This window comes from Mycobacterium sp. (assembly GCF_032159565.1).
Lineage (GTDB): Bacteria > Actinomycetota > Actinomycetes > Mycobacteriales > Mycobacteriaceae > Mycobacterium.
The window spans coordinates 1-25,567 of sequence record NZ_JAVHWR010000142.1 but is presented as its reverse complement, the minus strand read 5'-3'; the positions used below and the strand labels follow the sequence as shown (position 1 = coordinate 25,567).

The 25,567-nt window shown below is 65.6% G+C and carries 28 protein-coding genes and 1 tRNA gene; 10 read left to right on the top strand and 19 right to left on the bottom strand.

Annotation, left to right across the window (positions count from 1 at the left end; all coding sequences use genetic code 11):
- Positions 1–6: 6 nt before the first annotated feature.
- The 7 genes from QOC76_RS19220 to QOC76_RS19190 are packed head-to-tail and all read right to left on the bottom strand — an operon-like array spanning position 7 to position 6,091.
- Entirely contained in the window at positions 7–1,173 is a 1,167-nt protein-coding gene (locus tag QOC76_RS19220; protein ID WP_526359275.1) for a thiolase family protein, read from the bottom strand.
- Positions 1,170–1,628 (bottom strand): MaoC family dehydratase, encoded by a 459-nt coding sequence (locus QOC76_RS19215; RefSeq protein WP_526359273.1) that lies wholly within the window; start codon positions 1,626–1,628, stop codon positions 1,170–1,172. Before QOC76_RS19215 ends, QOC76_RS19220 begins: the two co-directional genes overlap by 4 nt.
- Positions 1,625–2,737, bottom strand: a complete 1,113-nt coding sequence (locus QOC76_RS19210; protein ID WP_526359271.1) for an acyl-CoA dehydrogenase family protein — start codon at positions 2,735–2,737, stop codon at positions 1,625–1,627. Before QOC76_RS19210 ends, QOC76_RS19215 begins: the two co-directional genes overlap by 4 nt.
- Positions 2,737–3,147, bottom strand: coding sequence for a Zn-ribbon domain-containing OB-fold protein (locus tag QOC76_RS19205; protein WP_526359269.1), 411 nt, complete (start codon positions 3,145–3,147; stop codon positions 2,737–2,739). The genes QOC76_RS19210 and QOC76_RS19205 overlap by 1 nt, the downstream gene beginning before the upstream one ends.
- Positions 3,147–3,701, bottom strand: coding sequence for an FAS1-like dehydratase domain-containing protein (locus tag QOC76_RS19200; protein WP_526359267.1), 555 nt, complete (start codon positions 3,699–3,701; stop codon positions 3,147–3,149). The genes QOC76_RS19205 and QOC76_RS19200 overlap by 1 nt, the downstream gene beginning before the upstream one ends.
- Positions 3,698–4,924: an acyl-CoA dehydrogenase family protein gene (locus QOC76_RS19195; RefSeq protein ID WP_526359265.1), complete on the bottom strand. Its 1,227-nt coding sequence runs from the start codon at positions 4,922–4,924 to the stop codon at positions 3,698–3,700. The genes QOC76_RS19200 and QOC76_RS19195 overlap by 4 nt, the downstream gene beginning before the upstream one ends.
- 3 nt (positions 4,925–4,927) lie before the next feature.
- Positions 4,928–6,091, bottom strand: coding sequence for a cytochrome P450 (locus QOC76_RS19190; RefSeq protein WP_526359405.1), 1,164 nt, complete (start codon positions 6,089–6,091; stop codon positions 4,928–4,930).
- Between the two features lie 214 nt (positions 6,092–6,305).
- Here QOC76_RS19190 and QOC76_RS19185 point away from each other — a divergent pair, with 214 nt between their 5' ends.
- Together QOC76_RS19185 and QOC76_RS19180 are read left to right on the top strand one after the other, a co-directional pair.
- On the top strand, positions 6,306–7,769 hold the full coding sequence (locus QOC76_RS19185) for an aldehyde dehydrogenase family protein (protein WP_526359263.1): 1,464 nt from the start codon (positions 6,306–6,308) through the stop codon (positions 7,767–7,769).
- A complete protein-coding gene (locus QOC76_RS19180) occupies positions 7,766–10,114 on the top strand; it encodes a CaiB/BaiF CoA transferase family protein (protein ID WP_526359261.1) in 2,349 nt (782 codons plus the stop codon). Before QOC76_RS19185 ends, QOC76_RS19180 begins: the two co-directional genes overlap by 4 nt.
- Here the strand turns inward: QOC76_RS19180 and QOC76_RS19175 are convergent.
- Positions 10,104–11,594 (bottom strand): flavin-containing monooxygenase, encoded by a 1,491-nt coding sequence (locus QOC76_RS19175; protein WP_526359259.1) that lies wholly within the window; start codon positions 11,592–11,594, stop codon positions 10,104–10,106. The genes QOC76_RS19180 and QOC76_RS19175 overlap by 11 nt on opposite strands.
- 40 nt (positions 11,595–11,634) lie before the next feature.
- Here QOC76_RS19175 and QOC76_RS19170 point away from each other — a divergent pair, with 40 nt between their 5' ends.
- The 3 genes from QOC76_RS19170 to QOC76_RS19160 all read left to right on the top strand — a co-directional run bounded on the left by QOC76_RS19170 (position 11,635) and on the right by QOC76_RS19160 (position 13,392).
- Positions 11,635–11,940: a hypothetical protein gene (locus QOC76_RS19170; RefSeq protein WP_526359257.1), complete on the top strand. Its 306-nt coding sequence runs from the start codon at positions 11,635–11,637 to the stop codon at positions 11,938–11,940.
- Positions 11,930–12,865, top strand: coding sequence for a TIGR03619 family F420-dependent LLM class oxidoreductase (locus tag QOC76_RS19165; protein ID WP_526359255.1), 936 nt, complete (start codon positions 11,930–11,932; stop codon positions 12,863–12,865). The genes QOC76_RS19170 and QOC76_RS19165 overlap by 11 nt, the downstream gene beginning before the upstream one ends.
- Positions 12,866–13,011: 146 nt before the next feature.
- On the top strand, positions 13,012–13,392 hold the full coding sequence (locus QOC76_RS19160; protein ID WP_526359253.1) for a nitroreductase family deazaflavin-dependent oxidoreductase: 381 nt from the start codon (positions 13,012–13,014) through the stop codon (positions 13,390–13,392).
- Here QOC76_RS19160 and QOC76_RS19155 read toward each other — a convergent pair.
- Positions 13,389–13,931 (bottom strand): YbaK/EbsC family protein, encoded by a 543-nt coding sequence (locus QOC76_RS19155; RefSeq protein ID WP_526359251.1) that lies wholly within the window; start codon positions 13,929–13,931, stop codon positions 13,389–13,391. The two genes, QOC76_RS19160 and QOC76_RS19155, sit on opposite strands and share 4 nt — an antisense overlap.
- Before the next feature lie 2 nt (positions 13,932–13,933).
- Positions 13,934–14,131 (bottom strand): hypothetical protein, encoded by a 198-nt coding sequence (locus tag QOC76_RS19150; protein WP_526359249.1) that lies wholly within the window; start codon positions 14,129–14,131, stop codon positions 13,934–13,936.
- Positions 14,132–14,151: 20 nt separating this feature from the next.
- Here QOC76_RS19150 and QOC76_RS19145 point away from each other — a divergent pair, with 20 nt between their 5' ends.
- Positions 14,152–14,583 (top strand): hypothetical protein, encoded by a 432-nt coding sequence (locus tag QOC76_RS19145; RefSeq protein ID WP_526359247.1) that lies wholly within the window; start codon positions 14,152–14,154, stop codon positions 14,581–14,583.
- Positions 14,584–14,595: 12 nt separating this feature from the next.
- Entirely contained in the window at positions 14,596–15,489 is an 894-nt protein-coding gene (locus tag QOC76_RS19140) for an LLM class F420-dependent oxidoreductase (protein ID WP_526359245.1), read from the top strand.
- Here the strand turns inward: QOC76_RS19140 and QOC76_RS19135 are convergent.
- The 5 genes from QOC76_RS19135 to crcB (QOC76_RS19115) are packed head-to-tail and all read right to left on the bottom strand — an operon-like array spanning position 15,465 to position 18,733.
- Positions 15,465–16,595 carry a CYTH and CHAD domain-containing protein gene (locus tag QOC76_RS19135; RefSeq protein ID WP_526359243.1) on the bottom strand — a complete coding sequence of 377 codons (1,131 nt, stop codon included), beginning with the start codon at positions 16,593–16,595 and terminating at the stop codon, positions 15,465–15,467. The genes QOC76_RS19140 and QOC76_RS19135 overlap by 25 nt on opposite strands.
- 5 nt (positions 16,596–16,600) lie before the next feature.
- Complete coding sequence (locus QOC76_RS19130; RefSeq protein ID WP_526359241.1) at positions 16,601–16,882, bottom strand: CYTH domain-containing protein; 282 nt, start codon at positions 16,880–16,882, stop codon at positions 16,601–16,603.
- Positions 16,883–16,923: 41 nt separating this feature from the next.
- Positions 16,924–17,976, bottom strand: a complete 1,053-nt coding sequence (locus tag QOC76_RS19125; protein WP_526359239.1) for a putative PII-like signaling protein — start codon at positions 17,974–17,976, stop codon at positions 16,924–16,926.
- Entirely contained in the window at positions 17,973–18,338 is a 366-nt protein-coding gene (gene crcB / locus QOC76_RS19120) for a fluoride efflux transporter CrcB (RefSeq protein WP_526359237.1), read from the bottom strand. The genes QOC76_RS19125 and crcB (QOC76_RS19120) overlap by 4 nt, the downstream gene beginning before the upstream one ends.
- Positions 18,335–18,733, bottom strand: a complete 399-nt coding sequence (gene crcB, locus QOC76_RS19115; RefSeq protein ID WP_526359235.1) for a fluoride efflux transporter CrcB — start codon at positions 18,731–18,733, stop codon at positions 18,335–18,337. The genes crcB (QOC76_RS19120) and crcB (QOC76_RS19115) overlap by 4 nt, the downstream gene beginning before the upstream one ends.
- Before the next feature lie 72 nt (positions 18,734–18,805).
- On the opposite strand from crcB (QOC76_RS19115), the gene pgm reads away from it, so the two are divergent.
- The 3 genes from pgm to QOC76_RS19100 all read left to right on the top strand — a co-directional run bounded on the left by pgm (position 18,806) and on the right by QOC76_RS19100 (position 21,831).
- Positions 18,806–20,440, top strand: a complete 1,635-nt coding sequence (pgm, locus tag QOC76_RS19110) for a phosphoglucomutase (alpha-D-glucose-1,6-bisphosphate-dependent) (RefSeq protein WP_526359233.1) — start codon at positions 18,806–18,808, stop codon at positions 20,438–20,440.
- Complete coding sequence (locus QOC76_RS19105) at positions 20,437–21,702, top strand: MFS transporter (RefSeq protein ID WP_526359231.1); 1,266 nt, start codon at positions 20,437–20,439, stop codon at positions 21,700–21,702. Before pgm ends, QOC76_RS19105 begins: the two co-directional genes overlap by 4 nt.
- Positions 21,703–21,758: 56 nt before the next feature.
- Positions 21,759–21,831: transfer RNA gene (locus QOC76_RS19100), tRNA-Ala, on the top strand.
- Between the two features lie 161 nt (positions 21,832–21,992).
- On the opposite strand, the gene QOC76_RS19095 is transcribed toward QOC76_RS19100, so the two are convergent.
- The 4 genes from QOC76_RS19095 to QOC76_RS19080 all read right to left on the bottom strand — a co-directional run.
- Positions 21,993–23,093, bottom strand: coding sequence for a site-specific integrase (locus QOC76_RS19095; RefSeq protein WP_526359229.1), 1,101 nt, complete (start codon positions 23,091–23,093; stop codon positions 21,993–21,995).
- Positions 23,094–23,389: 296 nt separating this feature from the next.
- The gene (locus QOC76_RS19090; protein ID WP_526359227.1) at positions 23,390–23,680 is read right to left on the bottom strand and encodes a hypothetical protein; all 291 of its coding nucleotides are present in this window, start codon (positions 23,678–23,680) and stop codon (positions 23,390–23,392) included.
- Positions 23,681–23,701: 21 nt separating this feature from the next.
- Positions 23,702–23,881, bottom strand: a complete 180-nt coding sequence (locus QOC76_RS19085) for a helix-turn-helix domain-containing protein (RefSeq protein ID WP_526359225.1) — start codon at positions 23,879–23,881, stop codon at positions 23,702–23,704.
- A gap of 1,382 nt (positions 23,882–25,263) precedes the next feature.
- A partial coding sequence (locus tag QOC76_RS19080; protein WP_526359223.1) for a hypothetical protein occupies positions 25,264–25,567 on the bottom strand: 304 nt, incomplete at its 5' end.

The following is a 25,567-nucleotide window of genomic DNA, read 5'->3' as shown; positions in this document are numbered from 1 at the left end:
GCGCTGTCAGTCCGCCGCGAGGATCAGCGCGCTCGTCGGCACACCCGTTCCGGATGTGACCAGGACGTGCTCGACGGCGTCGACCTGGTTGTAGGAGGTGCCTCGCACCTGCCGAACTCCCTCGGTGATGCCGTTCATGCCGTGGATATAGGCCTCGCCGAGCAGACCGCCGTTCGTATTGATCGGCAGTTCCCCGCCGAGGGAAAGCCTTTCGATCGTCGCGAAGTCCTTGGCCTCACCGCGACCGCAGAACCCGAGTTCCTCCAACTGTGCGAACACGAAGGGGGTGAAGTGGTCATACAGGAAGGCGGTCTGAATATCGGTGGGCTTGAGTCCCGAATCGCGCCAGAGCTTTTCCGCGACCACACCCATTTCCGGTAGGCCCGTGATGTCGTCACGGTAATAGCTCGTCATCATCTCGCCGTCAGCGGCCGCGCCCTGGACCGCGGCGGTGATGACCGCGGGGGACTGGGCGAGATCGCGGGCACGCTCGGTGCTGGTGACGACGATGGCGACGCCGCCGTCGCTCTCCTGACAGCAGTCGAGCAGGCGCAGCACGGGTTCGATGACCCACCGCGAGTTCTGATGGTCCTCGAGCGTGATCGGCCGTTCGTAGAACCAGGCGTCGGGATTGCGGGCCGCGTGCGCGCGGTCGACGACGGATATTCTTCCGAAGTCCTCATTGGAGACGCCGTAGGTCGACATGTACCGCTGAGCGTGCAGGGCGACCCACGCTGCCGGCGTCAACAGCCCGAATGGCGCGTAGTTCGCCATGAACAACGGGGTTTCACCCGTCGGGCGCGCCCCCGAACCGCCGAACCGGAACCCGGATCGCTCGTTGAATGCGCGGTAGCACACCACGGCGTCGGCCGTACCCGTCGCCACCGCCATGGCGGCCTGCACCACCGTGCCCGCCGCAGCCCCACCGCCGTGGTGCACGCGGCTGAAGAACGTCAGGTCGCCGATGCCGACGTTTCGCGCGATCTCGATCTCGTCGCTCGAGTCCATCGTGAAGGTGACCATGCCGTCGATGTCGCTCGGCTGCAGGCCGGCGTCGTCGATCGCGGCTTTGACCGCCTCGCAGGCGAGTTGGAGTTCGCTTCGGCCGGACTCCTTGGAGAATTCGGTCTGGCCGATGCCGGCGATGGCGGTCACTCCCGAGAGGGGGCTCACGCGTCGGCCCGGTCATCCAAAAGGCTGACGGTCGCCGTTCCCGACACGTGATCGCCGAGACTGTTGCTGCCTCTGAACTCGACGTCGATGAGCCCCTCGCCGTCAGCGCCATCGGTCTTGCCGGTGACGGCGCCGGCGAACCGCAGCGGATCGTTGGGGAACGCGGGTACACCCAACCGGATCGCCAGCCGCTTCACCATCGCTTCCGGACCGGCCCAGTCGGTCAGGAACCGCACGCAAAGCCCGTTGGTGGTGAGGATGTTCATGAACATGTTGGGCGAGCCCTGCTTCTTCGCGAACTCCGGATCATGGTGCACTGGCATGAAGTCGCGCGACGCGATGGCTCCCGCGACGATGACCGTTGCGGTCACGGGTATTTCGAGCGGAGCCACCTCGTCGCCGACGTTGATGTCGTGCCAGTCCAGTGTGGTGGTGCGGAACTTCGTGGTCGTCACAGGTTTCCTCCTACGTATGTCGCGCCGAGGCGTGCAAGTTGCGCCGGTGACGAGCCGAGCGCCAGCTCGTTGTGTTTGGCCCACAGGAAGTAGCGGAACAGGGGATAGGTGATATCGATGCCGATTCCCCCGTGCACCTGCTGGGCGGTCGCCGCGACGCGCGAGCCGGCCTCGGCCGCCCAGAATTTCGCGATGGCTGCTTGGCGGCCCGGTGGCCCACCCTGCTCGAGGAGCCAGGCGGCCTGCCACATGGTCCACCGGATGGCCTGGACGTCGATGAACGCGTCGGCCATCCGTTGTTGCACGGCCTGGAAGCTGCCGATGGGCCTTCCGAACTGTTCGCGTTCGGTGGTGTAGGACGCGGCCATCCGGAGCGCGCGCTCCGTCACGCCGAGTTGGATCGCGCACAGCCCGACAAGTGCACGCGCATAGAGTGATTCGAGGATCTCACGGCCGTCGCCGGCAAGTCGGTCGGTTGTGGCCGCACCATCGAGGACGACGTCGGCGTGCGGTTCGCCGTTGGTCGTCACGACGTTGCGAATCTCGACACCGTCGGAGTCCGCGTCGACGAGGAAGACGCCGATGTCGCCGTCGCCGAGCGAGGCTGGGATGAGGATGGTGCGGGCCAGCTGGGCCGCGGGTACCAGCTCCTTGGTGCCGTCGAGGCGCCGGCAGCCGCCGTCGCGTCGCGCCGTCGTCGCCGGTCGGGTCGGGTCGGAACGGCCGGGCTCCGCCAATCCGGCTGTGAGTAGCCATGAGCCGTCGATGACGGCGGGAAGGTACCGCTCCCGCTGTGCGTCATCGCCGTAGCGGGCGATGGTGTCGGCGCCGAGAAGCAGGGTGGCGTAGGCCGGCACCGGCGCGACGCTCCAACCCACCTCTGTGAGAAGCAGTGCCAATTCGACAAAGCCCCGGCCACTGCCGCCTACGTTCTCCGGCAACGATATTCCGAGCAGGTCGGCCGTCGCCAGTTCGCGCCACAGGTCGGCGTCGTGACGCACCTGGCCGCCTTCGAGCTCGGTGAGGTGTTCGGGGGTGGCGCGGTGCTCGAAGAGCTGACGCGCAACCTTGCCGATCGTCTCCTGGTCTTCGGTGAAGGTGAAGTCCATTATCGGACCGGCCGGAACTGGTGCAGCACGATGTCTTTCCCGTCGATGGTGTCGAACGTCTCGTAGAAGACCTCGACGGGCATACCGACTTCGACGTCGGCAGAGGCGATTTCGCGCAGATTGGACACCAACCGCACTCCTTCGTCGAGTTCGACCAGCGCGACGATGTAGGGATACTCCATCAACGGCATCGGAGGATGTTGCGGCATCACGTAGCTGTACACGGTGCCGCGACCGGTGGACTCGACGGTGTCCCATTCCAGCGAATTGCACGCCGGGCACATCGGCCGCGCTGGCTGGCGCAGCGCCCGGCACCCTGCGCACCGTTGGATCAGCAGTCTATTCTCGCGCAATCCGTTCCAGAAGAACTCACTGTCCGGGCTGACCGTCGGCGCCAGCCGCGTCGCCATCAACTGCTCGCCTTGAATCGGAACACGCGGAACCGTTGCCTGCCGAGGACTCCGCCGTGCTGGTCGGTGTAGGTCGAGAGCCAGGTGACGAAATAGCCGGTGCCCAAGGAGGTCTTCTTCTCGTCGGAGATGTGCTCGAACTCCTGTGTCACCGAGATGACGTCGCCGAGACGCGGATAGCGCTCGATCTCGAATTCGGAGTTGGTTGCGACGATGCCCGTGTAACCGGCCTCTTCGATGAGCGATGCGGGATTGCGGCCCATCTCGATCGGCACCCCGCCCCGTTCGGCGATTCCCTCGATCTTGGGCGCGGGCATGGTCCAGGCCTGCAGCATCACCGGTGGAGAGACGATGCCGCCGAACCTCGACTTCTCGGCGAACTCGGGATCGAGATAGACCGGGTTCATGTCGCTGAGCGCATGGGCCCAGTGCCGAATCATCGGCTGGTTCACCGGGTCCGGGGCTACGGTCGGCTTACCGGATCCGCCGGTCGGCTTGCCGATCAGCGCGTCCAACTTCTCGCGAAACTGACTCTTGTCGGACGTCTGTGTCACTTCGCATCCCCATTCTGCGTTGCTCGAAGGTCACGTGGCGCGCGAGGCATGAAAAGCCCTGCCATCGCGATGATGTCGCGTTGAAGTTCGTTGGCGCCACCACCGAATGTGTTGATGACCGCGACCCGGTACGCCGATTCGAGTGCGCCGCGCAGCGGCGCGTCCTCGCCCTTCCGGACGCCGCCGCGATCCAACACCTCGAGAAGCTCACGGGCCACCTGTTGCGTCAGCTCGGTACCGAACACCTTCACCGCCGACGCCTCGCCCATCCCGAGCGCGCCTTTCGTCATCGCCGCGTTGACGCGCAGGTTCATGATCTTGTAGGCGGCGACCTGCGCCTCGACTCGGGCCAGCGCCTGCTGCACCCATGGCTGGTCGATCACAGCGCCGCCGTCGAGTTCGGTGCTCTTGGCCCAGTTCAACGTCTTCTCGAACAGCGGCTCCAACGCGCCCATGTTTCCCAGCGCGGCGCGTTCGAAGTTCAGCTGCGTCGTGATCAGCCGCCAACCCCCGTTCTCGCCACCGACAATGGAGGACGCAGGAACCCGAACATCGTCGTAGAACGTGTAGAACGTGGATACACCGGGCATGGTGTGCAGCGGCTTCCACGAGAACCCGGGCGACGAGGTCGGGACGATGAAGATCGAGATGCCCTTGTGCTTCTTGACCGTGGAATCCGTGCGCACCGCCAGCCAGATGTAGTCGGCGTAAGCCGCGCCACTGGTGAACATCTTCTGGCCGTTGATGATGTAGTCGTCGCCGTCGCGCACGGCCGCGGTGCGCAGCGAAGCCAGATCGCTTCCTGCGGACGGCTCGGAGTAGCCGATCGCAAACTCGACCGTGCCGTCCAGAATCGACGGCAGAAACTTCTGCTTCTGCTCCTCGGTACCAGAGTGCGCGAGCGTCGGCCCGACGGTGTTGAGGGTGACCAGCGGTATGGGTGCATTCACCCGCTGTGCCTCTTCGAAGAAGATGAACTGCTCGAGGGCGGTAAACCCATGGCCGCCATACTCTTTGGGCCAGCCGACGCCGAGCAGGTTGGCGGCGCCGAGCGCTCGAACGCACTCCTTGACGGCGTCGCCACCCTCGCCGGTGCTCCTCACGTCCGCGTCCTCCATGCGTCCTGCGACCGCGGCGATGCGCTCAGGCGTCATCACCGCCTCCAGCGAGGCTCGGATTTCGCTGCGCAGCCGCTTCTGTTCCGGTGTGAAGTCCAGGTGCACTGTTCAGCCCCCCGATCCGAGTCGCACGGGCATCCGCTTGACGCCAGGCACCATGGTGGCCCTCATCCGGTCGACGTCGCCGACAAGCTCGATTTCGGGGTACCGCCCAAGCAACACCTCGAAGAAGACGCGCGCTTCCAGCCGGGCCAGCTGGGCTCCGATGCACGAATGTTCGCCGCAGCCGAATGCGATGTGAGGGTTGGGATGTCGGTCGATCCTGAAATCCTCGGCGTCGGAACCGAATATCTCCTCGTCCCGGTTCGCGGAACCGTAGAGCATGACCACGACGTCGCCCTCGCGAATGCGCTGTCTGCGAATCTCGACGTCGACCGTTGCCACCCGCGCCATGTGCGTCACCGGCGTCGTCCAGCGCAGCATTTCCTCCACTGCGGCAGGAATCAGCGATGGATCTTCGACGAGCCGACGGCACTGCCCGGGATGGTCGATGAGCGCCAACGTGCCGAGCGCGATCAGGTTACGGGTGGTCTCGTTACCCGCGACGAGAAGGAGGAACGCGAAGTTCAGCAGGTCGTCGTCGGTCAGCTTGGCTCCGTCGACCTCGGCGGTGGTCAGCACCGACAGCATGTCGCTTCGCGGCTCGGCACGACGTGCGGCGATCAGCTGCTGGAAGTAGCCGAACAGTTCACCGATGGCGACCATCGAATCCATCACGATCTCGGGATCGGCGTTGCCTGTGCACGCGTCGGACCAGCGGCGGAACTGTTCCCAGTCGTCGGGCGGCGCTCCGAGCAGCTCGGCGATCATCCGGGTCGGCAGCGGCGCGGCGAGTTCTTCGGCGAACTCGTGGGTGGAGCCGGACCTGACGTCATCGAGAATGCCGTAAACGATCTCGCGCACTTTCGGCTCGAGGATGGCCACCTGCCGTCGGGTGAATCCGGTGTTGATGAGCTTGCGCAGCTGCCGGTGCCGCGGCGGATCCGTGAAGATGAGGTTGCCCTCTTGTACCGGGTTCGGCAACACCGGATCAGGAATGGTGATGCCCTTCGTGGACGAGAACGTGTTCGGATTGGTCGACACGTACCGGATGTCCTCGTACTTGAGCAGCGCCCAGAATTCGGTGACGTCGTTCCAGCACACAGGTGCAGTGGCCCGCAGTTCCTTATAGGCGGGGTACGGATCGCCGATGAAGAAGTCGGGGGAATGCAGCGGGAACGTTGTAGGCACTACGGCCTCCCTCGACACCGTTGTCGGACAGACTAGGCAGATCTGTTCGATTACGTTTGTGTCTACTCGCGCGTCTCTACGGTGTCAATAGCGGGCGATCTGTTGCTTGACAACCGGGTTGGCTTCGACGATTGACGATCGCGGTCCGACAAGTGTACACCAAGTGTTGATCCACTGAGCTCAGTGAGGAGCCGGTATGGCCGACCCGCATCGTCTGGTTGACGACTACTCGCTGTACATCGGCGGCGAATGGGTCGAGCCACGCAGCGGGCGCTACGACGACGTATCGCCGTCCTCCGGAAAGACCATCGCCCAGGCTCCCGACGCAGACCTTGCCGACGTCGACGCCGCGATAGGCGCAGCGCGACAGGCCTTCGACGACGGGCCGTGGGGTGCCGCCGCTGCCGATGAGCGCGCACGGTGCCTCGGTCAACTGGGCAACGCGCTGTTGGAGCACGCCGACGACTTCTTCGCGCTGTCCCAGGCCGAATGGGGATGCATTGCCAACGAGCGGCTGATGCAGGTCGACGGGCCGGCCTTCATGGCGCTGCGCGCCGGCGAACTGGCCGCTCAGCTGAGCGACGAACCGATCGATGCCTACGGGGCGGCGGGGACCACGCTGCTTCGCCACGAGCCCCTCGGCGTCGTTTCGGTGCTCACGCCGTGGAATTTCCCGCACAGCCTCAACGTGATGAAGGTGACCAGAGCGCTGGCCGCGGGTAACACCGTCGTCCTCAAGCCATCGCCGCTGACGCCACTCGCCGGGCTGGCACTTGGCCGAATCATCGACCAGTACACCGACATTCCCGCTGGAGTGGTCAACGTGGTGACTCCGAGAGGTCTCGACGCCGGCAAGCTGCTGACCACCGACCCGCGAATCGACATGGTCAGCTTCACCGGAAGCTCGGCGGTCGGCAGGGAAGTCATGGCCGCAGCGGCAGCGACAATGAAGCGCATCCTGCTCGAGTGCGGTGGCAAGTCGGCGGCGATCTTCCTCGACGATGTAAAAGTGACCGACGAACTGCTGCAACAGATCCTGTTCGACGGTTGCTCCCTGCACGCCGGGCAGGCGTGCATACTGCAGAGCCGCCTCCTTCTCCCGGAGCGGCTGCACGACGACATCGTGGACCGGCTCGTCGACGCGGCGCAGCGCATAAAGGTGGGCGATCCGACGGGGCCGGACGTGCAGATGGGCCCGCTCATCAGCTCCGAGCAGCGAGACCGCGTCGAAGCACACGTGGCTGCCGCGCTCGATGACGGGGCGTCCCTGGCTGCCGGTGGCCGACGGCCAATCGGCCTGAACGGCGGCTTCTACTACGAGCCGACCATACTGACCGACGTCCGCCCAGATTCCCGAATCGCGCAGGAGGAGGTGTTCGGGCCCGTGCTGACAGTCCTGCGCCACCGCGACGATGACGACGCGGTCGCGATCGCCAACAACTCGCAGTACGGCTTGTCCGGCGCGGTGTGGGGCGCCGACGTCGACCGCGCCGTTGCGGTCGCACGCCGTGTCCGAACCGGACAGATCGCCGTGAACGGCTGCATCCCGGGCGACGCGCCGTTCGGCGGGTTCAACCAGAGCGGGTTGGGACGCGAGGGCGGCGGCCTGCGTGGACTTCACCAGTACATGGAGCCGAAGGCCATCGGAATACCCACATGACCGACGCGCTCGCCGGTTTGCGTGTCGTCGAGATCGCCGGTGACATCGCAGGCCCGTACTGCACCAAGCTTCTTGTCGATCTCGGTGCCGACGTCACCAAGGTCGAGCCGCCGGCCGGTGACCCACTCCGTCATTGGGGACCGTTCCCCGAGGGGAAGGCAGACCCGGAACGATCCGGCCTGTTCGAGTATCTCAACGCCGGGAAACGCGGAGCGACAATCGATCTGACGGCCGAGCATGGTGTCGACTGTGCGCGGCGGCTGTTCGCGGGCGCACATGTGCTGGTCGAGGCGCTGCCGCCGGGAAAGCTCGACGGCTACGGGTTCGATGGGAAGGCGTTGGCAGAGCTCAGCCCCGGCCTCGTCGTCGTCCGCATCTCCGACTTCGGTCAACACGGACCGCTGCGAGACCGCGTCGCCACACCGTTCACGATGCAGGCGGCGTCCGGCTGGACCAACGTCAGGGAACCCGGTCGGCCTCCTGTGCAGGCAGGCGCGCGGATATCCGAGTACGTCGCCGGTGGGTACGCCGCCCTTGGCGCGCTGACCGCTCTGCGGAACGCATCCGCCGATTCGGGAGTTGTCGAGGTGGACGTGTCGGTGCTGGAGTCGCTGCTGTGCACGCTTCCGTATCCGATGCTGATGGCCGAGAGGATGCGAAATCTCGGCCTGCCCACCAACACTCGTGCGGCACCGATGATGGGCATCGTCCGTGCCGCCGACGGATGGATCGGAATCAACTGTCTCACGGGTCAGCACTGGCTCGACGTCTGCGCGATGCTCGGGCTGCCCGAGTACGGCGACGCCCAGATCGCAATCATGCTCGGCGGCCCCGAACGCGGCGAGTTCTTCGCAAGGGCGCAACCGTGGCTCGACGAGCGCACCGTTGCCGAGATCCTCGAGTTGAGCCAGGCGATGCGGATTCCCGCCGCCCCGGTGAATGACGGCGCGACCGCACCGCACTGTCCTCAATACGCCGAACGCGGATTCTTCGTGGCCGGCGGCGGCGACGCAATCCTTCGCCCGGGTGCGCCGTTTCGGCTGTCCCGCACACCGGTTCGGCCACCCCGCCGTGCACCACGCCTGGGTGCGGCGGCGTCCGCACCCACAACCACAACCACGCGCCGAGAGTTCGAGGGGGCATGTGATCCGTCCACGCCGTTCGCCGGCATCAGAGTCCTCGACCTGAGCACGTTCTGGGCCGGCGCCTACCTGACGTGCTATCTGGGGGCTTTCGGCGGCGACATCATGAAGGTCGAGTCGATCCAGCGGCCCGACGGTCATCGCTATTCCGGCGCCTGGTCCTATGAGGGGGACCGTTGGTATGAGCGCAGCGGCATCTGGCAGGGCACCAACCTCAACAAGCGCGACATCACTCTCGACCTGACGTCGGACCGCGGGCGTGAACTCGTCCGACTGCTCGCCCGCGAGGCCGACGTCGTCGTCGAGAACTTTTCGCCGCGGGTGATCGAGCAGTTCGGACTGGACTACGAATCGCTGAAGGCCATCAAGCCCGATGTGATCTGCGTGCGGATGCCTGGATTCGGTCTGCAGGGTCCGTGGCGCGACTACGTCGGCTGGGCACTCAACATCGAACAGACGTCGGGCATGTCGGCGGTGACCGGATATCCCGACGGGCCGCCGTGCAACATTCAGGGACCGGCCGATCCGATCGTCGGGGTGCATGCGGGCACGGCACTGCTCGCCGCGCTCGAGCACCGGCGCAGGACCGGCGAAGGCCAACTGATCGAGGTGGCCCAAATCGAGGTGGCGGCATGTCTCGCCGCGGAACCGGTGATCGAGTATTCGATGAATTCGGTCGTGCCAGGACGGGAAGGCAATCACACCCGCGGGTGCCTGCAGGGCGTGTATTCGACCGCCGCCGAGGATGACTGGGTTGCGGTTTCGGTTCGCGACGACACCGATCTGACCGGGCTCGGTGCGGTCCTGTCACGCCCCGATCTGAAGTGGGGGATGGCCCACGATGAGTTCGACGCCGCTGTAGCCGAGTGGGCGCGGACGCGAACCGCCGCAGAAGCCGTCGATTCGTTGAGGGCACATCAGATTCCGGCAGAGCAGGTGCTGACCGTCGAGCGAATGTACGACCTGCCCCAGCTGGATGCGCGGAATTTCTACCAAGAGGTTGAGCACCCGGTCACCGGGCCGCACCGGTATCCGGGCTGGCCGTTCACGGTGACGCCGGGACCCCGCCGGCATCACCGGTTGCCGCCGCCGACGCTGGGGCAGCACAACGCGGAGATCCTGCACGGACTCGGCTTGACGGACGACGAAATCGACGAACTGCGCGCAAGCCGGGTCATCGGCGAAACCGCGCTCAACGCCTAGCTCGTGCGGACTCCACCATCGACCAATAGTTCTCTTCCCGATCGGTCAGCTCGTTGGATGTGATCGCGCCGAAGGCGGCCGCATCCCGTACGAAGCGAATCGATGCGTCGGGCAAGGCGTCTGGGCCCTGCAGGCGAAAGCAACTCGGCGCCAACGGGCCGAATAACAGGGCGCGGCGCAGATGCGGCCATTGGTCGGGATTCGGCTCGACACCCGCAGCCCTGGCGAACGCCAGTGCAACCAGGTTCATGCGGCTTTTCTGAGGCAATCCGCGACGCGCGCGGTAGGCGTCGATCGCCGCCCGCTGCTCGGCTTCGCTGGCCTGCGGAACCACGCCACCCCAGGTGTAGGCGATCCACCGGGCCTGAAGTTCCAGCGGCACGAAATACCCGCCGGACTGGTCCCACATGCCGACGAACGCCAGGCCGGGTAGATCGGGATGGAAGGTGAAGCGGTCGGCGTTCAGATGCACGGCGTCGAGGCCGAGGATTGCGCTGATCTCGTCGCTCAGGTACGGCAGATCGAGTTGAAATCCCGTGCCGAACAGAATTCCGTCGAAGGCTTCAGTCGATCCGTCGGCGAAGGTCACGGTTCTCCGGTCGACCGAGATCATCCACGGTCGCACCGTGATTCGGCCCTCCGCCACCAGCGGCAGGTACTGCTGGGCCAGCGTGACGCCCGCGGTGAAGAGAGACGCATCGGGTGCTGGGGCCCCGTATTGCTCAGGGCTGCCACCGGCCTCGACGACGATCTCCTTGAGCTGCCGGTCAACTTCTTGCGCGGTGAGAGACTCGTTCGCCAGAGTTCCGTAGCGGGTGAAGATGCGGGAGTCGGACGGGACGCCTGCAGCGAATTTCGGCAGCACGTACCGCTGACGTCGCTGGGTGACCGTGACGGCCGCGCCGAGTTGGGCGAGTTCCGAGGCGATTTCGAGCGCGCTGATGGCGCCGCCGGCGACGAGGACACGTCTTCCGAGGTAGGCCGTCGAGTTTCGGTATCGATAAGTGGACATCGCGCCGGCCGATCCCGTGAACGTGTCCAGTCCCGGAGCCGAAGGGATGCATGGCGATTCGAATCGCCCACTGGCCACCACCACTCGCTCGAACGTCTCGGTCCTGCCGGAATGCCCGATGACCCAGCCGCCTTCGCCTCGGCTCAGGTTCTCGACCCGGGTGCCGAACCGAATGCGAGACGCCAGGGCGAATGTCTTGGCATAACGGTGCAGGTAGGCGAGGATGTCGCGGTTCGACGGGAAGACATGACCGCTCGCGTGCTCCAAGTCGCTGAAGGACGTCAGTATCCGACTGGTGTTCGTGTGCATGGTCGGCCACACGCCGCTGATGCCCTCTAACCCCGTCCACTGCCCGCCCAGCGTATGACTCTGCTCGAAGATCGTCGGCTCGAACCCTTGCGACAGCAGCCACCGCGCCGCGACGAGACCTCCGGGTCCCGCCCCGATCACGGCAACGCGTCCTGTCATCTCCCGAACTGTCGCACATGCGTCAATTACGCTCAACGACGTGCCAGAAACGTCGTACGCACCCTGCGGCGATCTCAGCCTGGCATATCAAACCGGCTTCGAGGAACGGGGGGTCGTCGAGTTGCGTGGAGTGCCAGGTGAATGGGAGTTGCTTACGGTCGATCGCGATGGTGCGCAAGCCGGCTCGGCCGAGGCGAAGCTGGCCTCCGCGCCAACGCCTGGCGCCCGCTCCACGATGCGACGCTCGGACCGCGCGGTGGCGGTGATGGCCAAGAGGACACCATGGATACTTCGTGGCATGTCCCGCATCGCCCCAGCGGCCAAACCGGCCAGCCATGACGCCTAAGCCCGAGATCTCGCTGATGCTGCGCACTTTCAGCGACGATGCGAACCAGGACTGGAACGCAACCGTGGAGATGGCATGCGCCATGGATGCCGCCGGGGTGGATCGCGTGGTCGTCTCGGATCACCTGGTCTTCGGAGAGAACCTGGATGCTTACGGCAATCCCGCAGTCGGTGGCACCGCGGGTGGGCGGCAGCCGACAGGTCCTGACGGCAATTGGCTTGAGCCGCTTGTCTTCTTGACGGCGGTGGCAGCCAAGACCACCCATATCCGGCTGGGAACCGCGGTGCTGCTCGCGGCTCTCAGGCGTCCGGCAGTGCTGGCCAAGCAGTTGGCGACGATGGACGTCCTGTCCGGCGGTCGCGTCGACCTCGGTGTCGGAGTCGGCTGGCAACGCGAAGAGTACAACGCGGTCGGCTTGGCGTTCGAGGATCGAGGACGCCTGCTTGACCACACCCTGGAGGTCTGCCGACTCCTGTGGACCGAACAGCGCGCCCGTTACGACTCACCGGAACTGTCGTTCGACGGCATCCACCAGATGCCGAAACCGTTGCAGCCGGGCGGCATACCCATCTGGATCAGTGGCACCGTCAACAAGAGGGTGGCGCGCCGGTTGAGCAACTTCGGGACGCGCTGGATCCCTTGGGGTCCGGCGATCAGCAACCTCGAGGAGTCCATCCCCGCGATGAAGAAGGCGATCGCCGACGTGGGGGGCGACCCGACCGATCTGGCTGTGCAGGGCGCCACCGTGTTGAAGAGGGATGCCGACGGCGCAATCGACGTGGGCGCATCCCTCGCCCCGGTGGCGAAGCAGGTGGCGGCAGGCGCCACCGACATCCGCTTCAGTGGCTCGCTACCAAAGGACCTGCACCAGGCGAGCGAACAGCTCTCGGAGCTGGTGGCGGCGTTCAGGTCAGCGACGCGCTGAGTCTGCGCATGGGTCTGACGTCGTGTCGGCGGGCGCCCGCCTTGAGGATCGAAACGAAGCGCCATTTCTGCACTAGGGTCGTAGATTGGCGAAGACAACAGCCCTCATGCAGAAGTCGGGCTTACCGTGACCAGGGGAGGTCAGTCGTGCGTGTCCCTCGAGCGGTGGCGAGATTCAATCGCCGGATCACCAATCCCATGGCGCTCGCGCTTGCCGGCTGGGCGCCCACGATCGGCACACTCGAGCATGTCGGGCGCAAGTCGGGTAAGCGGTACCGAACGCCGCTGAACATCTTCGACACCGACGACGGCTACGTCATCCTGATCGGATACGGAACCGGATCTCATTGGGTCAAGAACGTCCTGGCCGGTGGCTCGGCCACGGTTCACAAGCACGGGAAGACGGTGCAGGTCGGCAACCCCCGCATGGTGAGCAAGGCCGAGGGCGAACCGTTGGTGACTTCCGGGAAGCTGCTGTATCGCCTGCACCCGTACAACGAGGCGGCGCTCGTAGTGACCGCCGACTAGGGGACCTTGGTGATGGCCAGCACCTCGGCCGCAGGCAGCGCGGCGACTACCGACGTTGCGGCAAGCAGTTTCGAGCCACGGATGCCGCTTCCGATGATGACCTGCGGCTGGTCCGCCACATTCTGATCGACCAGGATCGGCCAGTCGGCAGGCAGCCCGACCGGGGTGATGCCTCCATACGCCATCCCGGTCAACGATACCGCGGTGTCCATGGAGGCGAACGAAATCTTGCGCGCATCAACGTGACTGCGCACGATGCCGTTGACGTCGGCGCGGGTGGTCGCCAGCACCATGCACGCCGCGTGCCACACCCGGTCGGCGCGCTTGGCCTCCACGACGACGCAGTTCGCCGAGGCATCGAGACCGATGCCGTAGTGCTCGCAGAAGGCCGCGGTATCGGCGAGGTCCGGGTCGATCTCGGTGACCCACAGCCCGTCGGCGCCGGCCTGTTCGATGTAGCGGCGGACGGGATCGCCGACCAGGCCCATCGCCTCACCGACGGGTACGAACGTCAGCATTCCGAGCTCCACCTTGTCCACGCCTATCCCTCCGTGCTGCTGAACCGCTCACCGATGTATTCGAGCAGCCGCGGGTCATCAGAGGTGAACCGGTCCACTTCCTCGCCGCCGTCGCATCGCAACAGCGCGACCGTCACCTGGTCATGTTTCCGGATGACCACCGTCCAGATGGCGCCGGAGTCCTCCCAGCGTTGGAGTTCTGCGACCCGATCGCTGCCCATGCTTCTACGATTCCACTTCGATGAGTGGGAGCCCGGCACCGGCCGCCGCTGTTGCGGCGATCTTCGTGTGGCTGGGTATGGTGCTGGCGATTTCTTTCCTCGAGGCTCCGCTGAAATTCCGTGCACCCGGGGTCACCATGCAGATCGGTCTCGGCATCGGCCGCGTCGTCTTCCGTGCGCTCAACGGCTGCGAACTTGTACTTGCCGCAGTGTTGGTGGTCGCCTTCGTCGTCCAGCCGCCGACCGTCTGGGCGGCAGTGTCAGCGGGTGTCGCCGTCGTCGCACTTCTTGCACAGGTGCTGCTCGTGCGGCCGAAGCTGGCCAGGCGATCCGATGCGGTACTGGCGGGCGGCGACGGACGGCGCTCGCACGCGCACTGGGTGTACGTCGGCTTCGAATTCGTCAAGGTCGCGGGTCTGCTCATCGCGGGCGTTCTGCTGCTCATGGCGTGAGACCATCGCCCGATGCGGTTGGGATTGCATGCGCTTGGCATCGGCAACGGCGCCGACCGCGCTGTAATCGACGCGGTAGCAGCCGCTGCCGATTCTGCGGGGTTCGCGACGCTGTGGTCGGGCGAACACGTGGTGATGGTCGATGAGTCGGCGTCGCGCTATCCGTACTCCGACGACGGCCGGATCGCCGTACCCGCGGAGGCCGACTGGATCGACCCGTTGATCGGGTTGAGTTTCGCAGCGGCCGCCACCTCGACAATTCGGATCGCGACGGGCGTGCTGCTGCTGCCCGAGCACAATCCGGTTCTGGTGGCCAAGCAAGCCGCGACGCTGGACTCGCTCAGCGGCGGCAGGTTGACGCTCGGCATCGGCACCGGCTGGTCACGTGAGGAATTCGACGCGCTCGGTGTGCCGTTCGAGCGTCGGGGTGCGCGCACCAAGGAGTATGTCGAGGCGATCCGCACGTTGTGGCGCGACGACGTGGCGGCGTTCGACGGCGAATTCGTCCACTTCGACGCGGTGCGCGTGAATCCGAAACCAGTGCACGACCGGCGCATTCCGATAGTCCTCGGCGGAAACAGCGACGGAGCCCTGCGCCGGGTGGCGGCGTGGGGCGACGGTTGGTACGGCTTCAACGTGGAAAGCGTCGACGCGGTGGCCGAGCGGGTGGCCTTCCTCCGCGGATTGTGCGAAGAGCAGGACCGGGATCCCGCGGAGCTACGGATTGCCGTGGCGCTTCGCGACCTCACGCCCGATGACGTCGCACCGCTTGCCGCATCGGGTGTTGACGAACTCGTGCTGGTCGAGGGCCCACCTGAGGATGCGAGCGTCGCCGCCGATTGGGTGAGCGGGCTGGCCGATCATTGGATGACGACCCTGGGTTACCCCAGGAGGTCACGCGCCTGAGCACGCGCGGCTTCGGCGATCTGCTGCTCCCGGGCATACAGCAGGCCGTACGTGAATCCGTTCTCGCCCGGCGTCGTTCCCGCCGTCAATGCGAACCGACGCAATGCATCCGACGCGACGACGCTGTCTTGATGATCGCCCAGCACCCGCTGGATTCGCTTGTAGTGTTTCTGCGCTTTCTTGACGGCACCTGACTTCTCGAGCGGCCGCCGTAGTTCCGCCGCATAGCGTGCCCGCTTGGCCGCCTTGCGGGCGCGATGCAGCAGCGCGCCATCATCGTTGTCAATCGCCGCGGAGAGTCGTCGGTCGGCCTTGCGCTCGGCCTTCGCCGCTCGCTTGTGCAACTTCTTGGCGGTGGGCCGGGTCGCGAGGGGAGGGTCCGCCCGCCAGCGCTGCAGCGTCGCCAGGACATCAAGATAGCGCTGCGAGTCCATGGCTTCGGAAACTGCCGTTCGTGCCTTCAGCTGCTCGGAATGCAGGTCGGTGTTTATTCGATTGGCGACGGGTCCCAGCACCAACTCGGGTGGCCAGTCGTCGAGAACCTCGCGGAAGCGGTTGCGCTGCACTTGGCGGTCGCGAACTTCACCGAGCAGTCCGGCGAACCACTTGAGCTCCTCGTCGAGGTGTTCGGTGGCCGGCCGGTCGAGCAGCTTGCCGAACACCCGAATCGTGCTGCGCAGCCGACGGATCGCGACCCTGGTGTCGTGAATCGGATCCTGTGCCCGCCGCAGCTGCAGATCGCCTTCGAAGAGGGCGTCGATCTGATCGGCGACGTAAATGGTGAGCGCGAGCAGCGCGGCGTTGTCGATGGCAGGCGGGTCAGCGGCGCCCAGCGCGTGGTCCAGCTTCGACCTGTACCGCGACGGGCGCGCGGCCGCCTTGCTGAGCCGATGGGCCAAGGGGCGAGACAGCCTCTGGCCGTCCGATTCGTACTCGACCTCGATCTCTCGCCAGGCCAGCAGGCGGTGATCGACCGATGCGTGCACGTGGTCATCGGCGAGCTCTGCACACAGACGCTCGTCCTGCCGGATGCGGGACCGGGTGCGTTCGGTGCGCAGGGTAGCAACGCTGACCAGCGGCTTACCCAGCCGCAGCCCCGTCAGCAAGTCCTTCAGTTCAGACGGTGGCTCATCTCTGCCAGAGGGGTGCGGATCTCGATACGGCCATCGACGTCGGGAACCTTGAGCTGCCAGCCAATGTCGTCGTCACCATCTCGTCGTCGAAGGACGATCCCGTGAGACTGCAGGTCACGATCGGCAGTGTCGTAGTACACGCTTTCCAGGTGCACGGTGCTGCGATCGATGTCGCCGCCGTCGACCAGGTCGTGCAGGCGCGGCAAGACGAAATGGTCGTCGACCTCCCATTTGTCTTCGCGTTCGAGCAGCTCATGCATGATATTGAGGTTTTCCGAATCGGTGCAGCCCGAAACGTGGGTCAGTACAGAAATTCGGCCAGCCCGGTGCCTCCGACGCGCCTACCGTCGTCGATCGACACCATGGCCGGAACTAGCTCGCTGGTCACCAAGCCGTGCTCGCGGGTGAGTTCGTCGATGATCTCGAAGCTCGCCGCGATGCGGTCGGGGGCATCGACGACGACGGTGATCACCGGCACTCGGCGGGCGAGCTGGAGCCACTTGTCGCCGTGCGGTGCGTGGTCGCCGCGGAATCCCCAGATGCTGCGCAGCACCGTAGCGCCACTGGCCGACCGTGAGTCGAACAGGCGGCGGACGATCGCACGGTGGATCGGCACGCCGTCGTGTAGCGCTGCCTCGGAGGTGTACACCATCAGCTTCTGCCACAGCGGTCGACCCTGGTCGTCGGTCGCAGGCAGCGCCGCCGGACGGGTGATGAGCTCGCCTTCGCGTTTGCACAGCTGGACCCGTTCGATCGTGAAAAGCGGTTCCCGCAAGAGGGTTTCGAGTTCCGGCAGCGCGTCGGCGACCTGGCTGCCGGTACCGACCGCGATGATCATCACCGGCACACCGGTATTGCGGCTGAAGAAGGTGGCCCGCTTCCGGTCACCGCGCGTCGTGCCGTCGACACCGAGAAAGACTGACGCACCGGCGAATCCGAAGCGGTGCAACACCTGGCAAACCGCCCGGTACGCGGGCCGTCCGTCGGCGCGATCCTGGCGGCCGACGTAGATGGTGAGCTTGGCCGCATCCGGTGGCGTCGCTGAACCGCCGAAGTGCGCGCGTTCGAGTGTGACGAGGCCGCGCGACATCATCGCGCAGACCCGGTCGGCTAGCCCGGTCATCTTGTCGGCCACGTCCACCGCCGCGATTGCAATCGGCGAGTCCTCCGACAGGCTGAGGGACTCGTCGCTTCGCATTTCGTGGTGCGGGCCGAAGCTGGCGATTCCGCGCAGCACGACGCTGGTGGCAACCGCCTGGTCGCCATAGAGATCGAGCAGGGCGTCGGAGAGGAAGCGATCGCCGTGCCGCAGCCGTTCGGCGAAATAGGAGGTGAGCTTCAGGTAGTCGGTCACAGCGCGGCTCCGATCGACTGACCCAGCCACGCTGCGGCAAGGCCGAGCACCACACTGACCGCGATGTTGGCGAACGCCGCAACGACCTGGCGCTCCTCTGCGAGCCGCTGCGTTTCCAGCATCCACGTCGAGAAGGTCGTGTACGAGCCGACGAATGCGGTACCGGCCAGCAGCGCCACGTGCGGGCTGAGCGCGAGCCCGGCGAAGAAGCCGAGCAGCAGCGCGCCACTGAGGTTGACCACGAGGGTGCCGAACGGAAACGGCCTGCCGACCCGCTTGGACACCGCACGGTCGAGCTGGAACCGCGCCACCGCGCCGACCCCGCCGAGCAGCATCACGCCGATCCAGACGGCGACGGTCATCGGCGCACCCTGACACGTCGCGTCATGGCGGTCGCGAGGTAGACAGCGAGCAGGCCGGCCGTGATGCTGGCGAGGGTGTAGCCGACGGCGAGACCGTAGTGGCGGTGCTCGAGCATCTTGATGGTCTCCACCTGCATGGTGGAAAACGTCGTCAGGCCTCCGCACAGGCCGGTGCCAAGGAGCGGGCGTCGATAACTTGACGTCGGCAAACGCTCCAGCAGCCGGGTGACGAAATACCCCAACAGGAATGCGCCCACGATGTTGACGATGAACGTGGGCCACGGCCAGCGGCCAGGGTCGGGCGCGGCAACCGTCTCCAGCCCGGCCCGGCCCAGTGTGCCGATCGCTCCGCCGACGAAAACCGCGGCCAACTCACGTCCATCGAAACTGAACACAAGCCAAAGTAACGCCGTCAAGCTTTCGGACCCGCGTACGGCACGAAATACGGAGGAGCAGAATCACAGAGCATGGCCGCCAATCCCCGCGCCGGCAAGCCGGCGCAACCCGAAGATCTCATCGACGTGGCCCAGGTGGTCACCGCGTACTACACCGTCGAACCCGACCCGGACAACATCGACCAACAGGTGGCCTTCGGTACCTCCGGACATCGCGGGTCAAGCCTGGACGCCGCATTCAACGAGGCGCACATCCTGGCCACCACGCAGGCCATCGCGGAGTACCGGAAGGCGCAGGGGACATCCGGTCCGCTGTTCATCGGCCGCGACACCCACGCGCTGTCCGAACCGGCGTGGGTGTCGGCGCTCGAGGTGTTGGCGGCCAATGACGTCGTGGCGATGATCGACTCGGCCGACCGCTTCACGCCGACGCCCGCCGTCAGCCACGCGATTCTGTCGTTCAACAGAGACCGCGACGGTGATCTGGCCGACGGCATCGTCGTCACCCCGTCGCACAACCCGCCGCGCGACGGGGGATTTAAATACAACCCGCCCAACGGCGGGCCCGCCGACACCGACGCGACGGGCGTGATCGCCAAGCGGGCGAACGAAATCCTGCGCGACGGGCTCAAGGCGGTAAAGCGCGTGCCGTTGGCTCGCGCCCTGCAGACCGCTCAGCGCCACGACTACATGGACGCCTACGTTGCCGACCTGCCGAACGTGGTCGACGTGCACGCCATCAGCGCCGAGAAGATCCGCATCGGCGCCGATCCATTGGGTGGGGCCAGCGTCGACTACTGGGGTGCGATCGCCGAACGGCACAACCTCGAGCTGACGGTGGTCAACCCGCTCGTGGACGCGACGTGGCGGTTCATGACGCTGGACACCGACGGCAAGATCCGGATGGACTGCAGTTCGCCCAATGCGATGGCCTCGTTGATCGCCAACCGCGAGTCGTACCAGATCGGGACCGGCAACGACGCCGACTCTGACCGGCACGGCATCGTCACGCCCGACGGCGGCCTGCTGAATCCGAACCACTATCTGGCGGTGGCGATCGAATACCTCTACACCAACCGTCCGGAGTGGCCCTCGTCGACGGCCGTCGGCAAGACCGCGGTCAGCTCGTCGATCATCGACCGGGTCGTCGCCGGTCTGGGCCGCAAGCTGCTCGAGGTGCCCGTCGGATTCAAGTGGTTCGTCGACGGATTGATCAGCGGCACCATCGGTTTCGGCGGTGAGGAGAGTGCGGGGGCGTCGTTCCTGCGCCGCGACGGATCTACGTGGACCACCGACAAGGACGGCATCATCCTGGCGCTGCTGGCATCGGAGATTCTCGCCGTCACGGGGTCTTCACCGTCGCAACGCTACGAAGCGCTGGCCGAAAAGTACGGTGCGCCAACCTATGCGCGTGTCGATGCGCCTGCTGACCGCGAGCAGAAGGCGCGGCTGGCCAAACTGTCGCCGGAGCAGGTGACGGCCACCGAATTGGCCGGCGAGGAGATCACCGCCAAGTTGACGACGGCCCCCGGCAATGGCGCACCCCTCGGCGGCTTGAAGGTGACGACGGAGAACGCGTGGTTCGCGGCGCGGCCGTCGGGCACCGAGGACGTCTACAAAATCTACGCCGAGTCGTTCAAGGGACCCGAGCACCTTGCCGAGGTACAGGAAGCGGCACGCGAAGTGGTGAACAAGGTCATCTCGTGACGGAGGGCGACTGTTCTAGTCCGACAACTGAAGCCAAGGAGCCGCTGCCGCGTGAAGTCTGGCTGCTGATCGCGGCGAACGTCGTCGTTGCGTTGGGCTACGGGGTGGTCGCCCCGGTGCTTCCGCAGTACGCGCGGCACTTCGGTGTCAGCATCAGCGCGGCGACGTTCGTCGTCACCGCGTTCGCGCTGATGCGACTGGTTGCCGCCCCGCCCGCCGGATTACTGGTGCAACGGGTGGGGGAGAGGCGGGTTTACGTCAGCGGTCTGGTGATCGTGGCGCTATCGACTGGTGCATGTGCCTTCGCCCAAACATATTGGCAGCTGCTGCTTTTCCGTTCGCTCGGCGGCCTCGGGTCGGCGATGTTCACCGTGTCGTCGCTCGGTCTGATGATCCGGATTTCGCCGCCGGACGCGCGTGGCCGCGTCGCGGGCATGTTCTCGTCGGGGTTCCTCATCGGGTCTGTCGGAGGGCCGGTGCTGGGCAGCCTGACCGCGGGATTTGGCCTGGCCGTCCCGTTCTTGATCTATGGGGCGGCACTGCTTGTCGCCGCGACGGTGGTGTTCGTGAGCCTGTGCAATTCCGCTGTGGCGCTGCCGGAAGCGACGACGGAGCCCGCTGTCTCGGTGCGGACGGTGTTGCGTCACAGCGCATATCGCGCTGCACTGTTCTCCAACTTCGCTACGGGCTGGGCGGCGTTCGGCCTGCGAATCGCGCTCGTGCCGCTGTTCGTCGTCGAAGGACTGGGTTACGGGGCGGGCTTCGCGGGATTGGCACTGGCGACCTTCGCGATCGGCAACATCTTGGCAGTCATCCCCAGCGGGTATCTGTCCGACCGGGTCGGGCGCCGCAAACTGCTCATCGTCGGTCTGACGGTGTCGGCGATTTCCACAGTTCTCGTCGGGTACACGTCGTCGCTGACGGTATTCCTGGCGGCTGCCCTAGTGACGGGCGCCGCCACCGGGGTCTTCGTCTCTCCGCAGCAGGCCGCGGTGGCCGACATCGTCGGCAACAAGGCCCGCGGCGGCACGGCGGTGGCGACGTTCCAGATGATGGCCGATCTGGGCTCGATCGTCGGATCGCTGGCCGTCGGTCAGGTGGCCGAACACGCGTCATTCGCGTCGGCGTTCCTGGTCAGCGGCGCCATCCTGCTAGCGGCCGCGGTCGGGTGGGTGTTCGCGCCGGAGACCCGGGGGCTACCGCCCGTTCACCCGACGCCCATGCGTGCGATCGGCCCGGAGGCCGGCGGCGAAGTGCCGTGACCAGCGGTTTTGAACGCTTCCTACAGGTGGTGTAGCTTCGATGGGCACAACATCACGGGGCTATGGCGCAGCTGGTAGCGCACCACACTGGCAGTGTGGGGGTCAGGGGTTCGAGTCCCCTTAGCTCCACGTTGAGAACCCGGTTCTGACCAGTGTCGGGGCGGGTTTTACTTGTTAGCCGGATCGAGCCGCAGGACGCCTTGTGTCCTAAATCTGTCCTACGGCTGAGGAGAAGACGTCCGCGGCTGCGGTCAGGCGGTCGTCGGTCACACGCCCATAGACGGCCTGGGTCATGCGCTCGGTATGGCCGTGCCAGGCCGCAACCACATCGGCGGCGATGCCTGCCGCGCGCATCCGTGAGATGTTGCTGTGCCGCAGCTTGCCGAGCGTGATCGGCTCGAGCCCGGCCGCGGTGCGTTGGGTTGCAAACTCGCGCGAGTATCGCGCACGGGTAGCCACGTTCCATCGACGCGTGACAGCAATAGGTCGGCGTCGGTGAGTGGTCTGCCCACCGTCAGGCGCTCGCGCAGGTGTACCGAGCGCATCGCCTTGAGCATCGCCAGCTCTCGCGGCGGCACCGGGAGACCGCGGGCACTGCGCTCAGTCTTGGTGGGCACGATGGTGTCGCGGCCGTTCACGTCGACGCGGGCCCGACGGATGTGCAGCGCGCCGGTGTCTAGTTCGATGTCCGACCAGCGCAGTCCACCGACCTCTTCACGGCGCAACCCCAGCAGCGTCAACGCGAAGCACCCGCCGAGGCGGTGGGTGGTGACGTGATCGAGGAACTTGGCCATCTGCGCGGGTGTCCATATGTCGTCGGCCGCGGTCGCGGTGACCGCCCTCTGTTCGGGCGAGTCAAGATCAGCCGCGGGGTCATAGGTCAGCCAGCGCATCTTGCGCGCATGGACCATGACCGACTTGACCCGAACGATCGCGCGGCGTTTCGTGGCCGGTGCCAGCACCTTGCCGTCCTTGCCGGTCAGCTTGGCCGACCACTCGGCCAAGGCGGCGGGCGTGAGTTTCTGCACCGGCACCGCTCCGAATGCCCTGCGGGCATAAGCCAGCGACTCGCGGTCCGCGCGCACCGTGTTCGGCCCGACTGACGGATCGGCCGCGCGCAGCGTTAGCCAGTGATCGGCGACGTCATCGAACGTGCGCGTGGACTTGGGTGTCCATGCCGCCGTACTCCACTGGCTGCGCTGCTCGGTGACCCAATCCTGAGCTGCCTTCTTGATCGCGAACACCTTGGTTGGCCGGACTTGCTTTCCGGTCACCGGATCGGTGCCGAGCGTTGGCCGGGCGCGCCACCCCTTGCTGTTGGGCAGCTTCTTGACTGAGTTGTCGGTGCGCTCGCCGCGTCGCTTTGGCGCTTCCCCTGTGGGAGTGATCATCTCGTTGTGTCCTTACGTGGTTTCGGCTTGCTGCCGAGTCTCCTGCTTGAAGGTGGCCGGTCCTACGTGCGCGGGCGCGCCAATTGTTCGCAACCTGAGGTGTGACGTTGTGTTTCGCTGCGATCGCTGCACGAACACTCAGGACGGTCCTATATGGCGGTCACGGTGGGCTTGCTTGGCGAACTCGGCTATGTCGGCGTAGACGCTGTCCTAGTGCCCACGCCGCCCCGGCGTTTCGGCGGCGGCGTACGCGAGCCGGTCGAGATACCGCGCAAGCTTGCGGAGGGCGTCAGGGGTCAGCGGAACATCGTGCTCCAGCGAGTCGATTTGCAGCTCCACGACCTGGGGCCATCGGCGGTCCTGATTGCCCGTACGCCATAGACGAACGGGTGGCCCGACAGCGTGATCCGCCTGCCGATGCCGGGAACGGTCTCGCGGACGGGCGTGCCGTCAGGGCCGTCCCGAATCCGCGTGTCCATCTTGCCCACCACGACACTGACTACTGCGATCTGCCCGGCGACAGTGCTGGGACGTACGAAATCGAGCCGATTCCTCGCCACCGGCCAACTGCCGATAATGGGTGCCACTCAGATAGACCGATCGTTTCATTATGCGACCAGCTCTCGAAGCTCGGCGGTGACGACGTAGACACGGCCGCCGAGCCTGCGCACCGGCAATTCGCCCGCCGCTGCGAGTCGATACGCTGCTGCGCGGCTGATGCCCAGGATGGCTGCAGCGCGGGGGACTGCAAGCAGTAGCGGCAGTTGGTCAAAGACGTTGGTTTCCAATTGATTTACCTTTCTTCGATGAGGGCTTTCCGACTCATGCTTGCGGTGTGGTGGAAGGCATCGCGCGGCCGGCCGCCCTGTGATGCTCTGTCGTACGGTGTTCCACGTTTGTCACGGTAGGACCGACCGATTCGAACCGTCTACAACAGCACCGAGATTCGACGACAGATTCATCAAATAAGGCCAAATTCAACCCTTTTCGGCCGGCCGTGTTGAATCCAACGTGTAGTTCGCGTCATATCGTTCGGGCCCCGGTAGACCTAGGGAGTAGCAGCCTACGAGCCTCAGGAGATCCTGTTACATGCTGTACTCGCGTGAACGGCACGCGAACTCAGCGTCTCGTCGTGCTCGGTAAGGCCCGTTGATTCCTGTCGATTCCCGACCATTTTGGACGATTGAACGACGACTGGAACGAGCCGCCGATACCCGGCCAAACAGCTACAGCTTCCTCGCCGGCGTTGCCTCTAGCTCCTCTAATGAGGCTTTAGGAGAGCCAGCAAGCCTTCCTAGTCGTAATCCCGAAAGGGGCTCTGAACTGGTGATATGACGCCATTCGGCAACCACCCGAAACCACGGCGTGTCGCGGATCCACCGACCAGGCACCGGCCACAGATCAGCGTTTGATTCCGGGCTCACCAAAGAGCGAAGCCCCCGGCTGCAACCGAGGGCTCCATCACGGAGGCGCATCCGGTCAGTTGACTTGGGGCTGGATTCGGTCAGCTCTCGGCGAGCTTCTTCACACGTTCATCGACCGGACGTCCGGTCTTCTCGCTCGCCTTTACTGCTGCTTGCGCAGCCGCCTTGCGAACGTCGGCCCATCCCTTTGGTTCAGGCGTCGCCTTCTGAGCCAACGCTCGGCCCTCCCTCATCAGTGGCTTGTTCGCCCAGAGCGGCATGTTCAGCGATCACTTGGATCACGTCCGAGTCGGTCTTTGTCGCCAGCTCTGATGCCACCAGCTTAGCGAGTACTTTCCAGCCGAGCTCCGCATAGCCGTGCTCCTGCGTACTGGGGAAAGCGACCGTCTGGACCCAATAGCAGCGGCGCATGGGCGGCGGTGATCACCAGGCCGGTCTCCTCGTGCAGCTCGCGGGTTAGCGCGCTGTGCTGTCTGCCGCGACGCTGGCTGCAATATCAGCCGCAGCATTGGCTGCGATACCCGTCGCGACATCTCAGACGCGATACTCCGTCGGGTGATTCATCGTGAATCACTGCGGGGCCCTGCGCTCGCATGCGCCTGTGTGGTACCGGCACGAACATGGCGCACCTGCCCATAGCTGTGCATGAAGTCGATCATTGGCATCTATAGGTGACTAGCGCCGACTTCCAAGCCCGCCTGAATTCTGTTGCCACCAGGCCAAAATCAGGCCTAGTGGTAGCGGATTTACAGACCCAGATCATGGTCGGGGGGAAGGTTGTCGGCGGCGGAGCGTTCGCGGCTGCGCATCCAGCTGGCCGCGCGGTGCGTGTCATTTGCGCGTTGATGCTCGCGCAGGAGGGCACTCCGACGGGTGAGAGCGTCGCGCAGGTGGTCGGTGAGCACGTCGGTGTGTAGCCGGGCTGCCTGACCGATAACCGGTTCGAGGTCGGGTGCGGTCGGGGTGGCCGCGCCGCGGCAGGTTGTGGGTGTGGGGTCGGCGATGGTGGTGCTCCAGGGCAGGTCGGTGTGGGCCAGGTGCAGGAGCCGC